Source organism: Leuconostoc sp., from assembly GCF_965300815.1.
On record NZ_CBDKZH010000179.1, the window covers coordinates 1 to 1,754 of the forward strand.

At 46.0% G+C, this 1,754-nt stretch carries 1 protein-coding gene and 1 pseudogene; both read right to left on the bottom strand.

Annotated features, from left to right (window positions below; all coding sequences use genetic code 11):
* Nucleotides 1-1,094 (bottom strand): annotated as a pseudogene (locus ACW12G_RS07865) (transcription-repair coupling factor); the annotation flags it as partial.
* A gap of 47 nt (nucleotides 1,095-1,141) precedes the next feature.
* Nucleotides 1,142-1,711, bottom strand: a complete 570-nt coding sequence (gene pth, locus ACW12G_RS07870) for an aminoacyl-tRNA hydrolase (RefSeq protein WP_048700869.1) — start codon at nucleotides 1,709-1,711, stop codon at nucleotides 1,142-1,144.
* Between the last annotated feature and the right edge of the window lie 43 nt (nucleotides 1,712-1,754).

Here is a 1,754-nt window from a genome sequence, read left to right on the forward strand (position 1 = left end):
CTTAGGCCACGCTTAAAATTCGCCAAATACAAGGTTGCCCGCTTGTCTTGATGCAATAGCGTCGTCAAATCAGCACGAAAAGTCTGCCGTGGTAGTAATTGGTAGCTTGAAATTTGCTGTTCAACCCAGTCTTGTGCTTGGTTATGTTGGGTAAGGCCGGTTTCTTTAATCCGTGTATACTCATCCAATATCAACAAGTGTTCTGGTTGAAAATAAGCCAGTAGCGTCGTTTCACCACCGAAAAAGTGGGTCGCATACGGCAACAAGCGATTTTCACGCACACGTGTTTCTAACAACTGCTGCGTTACCGCAAAACCAGTCGTGGCATGCTTTTTTTCCACGCCAACAAGCTCACGACGGTAGTCATTAAAAGCAGCCTCAATACTAGCAGCAGCGGCCGTATAATCCGTTTCTGACACAATAAAATCCGTCACCGGTTCAATGGTAGCCGTTTCAAAATTGCCTGTCCGCTTTTGCGTACTCACATCAAAACTTTTAATTTGATCTAATTCATCATCAAAAAAGTCCAATCGCACGGGTTCCTCACCAGTGAACGGATAAATATCAATAATGGAGCCGCGTTGCGCAAATTCACCAGGGGTTTGCACCAACTTCGTTGGCGTATACCCCATCATCATCAAAGTCGCTTTGATATTGTCCAGCGCATACGTCTCTCCGACAGCCAAGTTCAAGTTGGCCTGATCCAACGTTTCTGGCTTTGGCAACAGGCGTTCAACGCCCGCCAAACTTGTCACGACAATCACTTTTTCTTGGCGTCGCAAGGCCAACAGTGTCGCCACCCGTTGCATACGCAATTCAGGTGAACTAATGGCTATTTCCGTGGCTAACGATTCTTCCGCCGGAAAACCCATGGCCGCCGTCGTCAACTGGGATAAATCGGCCAAAAGTTGATCAGCATGAACTTGTGTATCAGTCACCACTAACATTTGACGTGGTTTGGCTTGATAAAGCGCCGCAATACTGGCAGCACGCGCGCTGCCATGTACCCCTAACAGGAGTTGCGTCGAATCCTCGGTGGCGTGAGTCGTAATATTTTGAATTGTTTCTGATTGTGCTAGAAAATCCGTTAACATATAATCAATACTCCCCTTGCCCACACATCACTAACCGGTGACACCTGTTAGCCGTTATACTGGTTACTCAACTGTGCCACGTCAGCCCCTTTAATCCAGTCAGTCATGGCAGCGACACTGCGATCTAGCATTTGTTCAACCGCTGGCATCTCAGTTGGTGTAAACTTTCCTAACACATAGTTGATCACTGCTTGCTTGTCACGTTCTGGATGCCCGAGTCCAAACTTTAAACGTAGAAATGTCTGGGAATCAGTATGTGCCATAATGGACTTCAAACCATTATGACCACCGGCTGACCCTTTCCCACGAAACCGCAATTTACCAAATGGCAAATCCATATCGTCAACCAACACAAGGACATCATCGTCAATTGCCCCACCAAAATAATCTAAAACAGCGCGTACCGCTTTACCTGAATCGTTCATATAGGTTGTTGGTTTGACCAACATGACTGGTTCACCAGCCACGGTCACTTTAGCCGTTAAGGCAAAGTGTTTACTTGGTGAAAAGGCGACTTGGTGCGCCGCGGCAAAGGCATCAATAGCCATAAAACCAATGTTATGGCGGGTTTGTTCATATTTTGAGCCAATGTTTCCGAGTCCAATAATATATTTCATGTCAGCTTTTTATCTATCCTTACTAAAATTCTCAATCTTATCT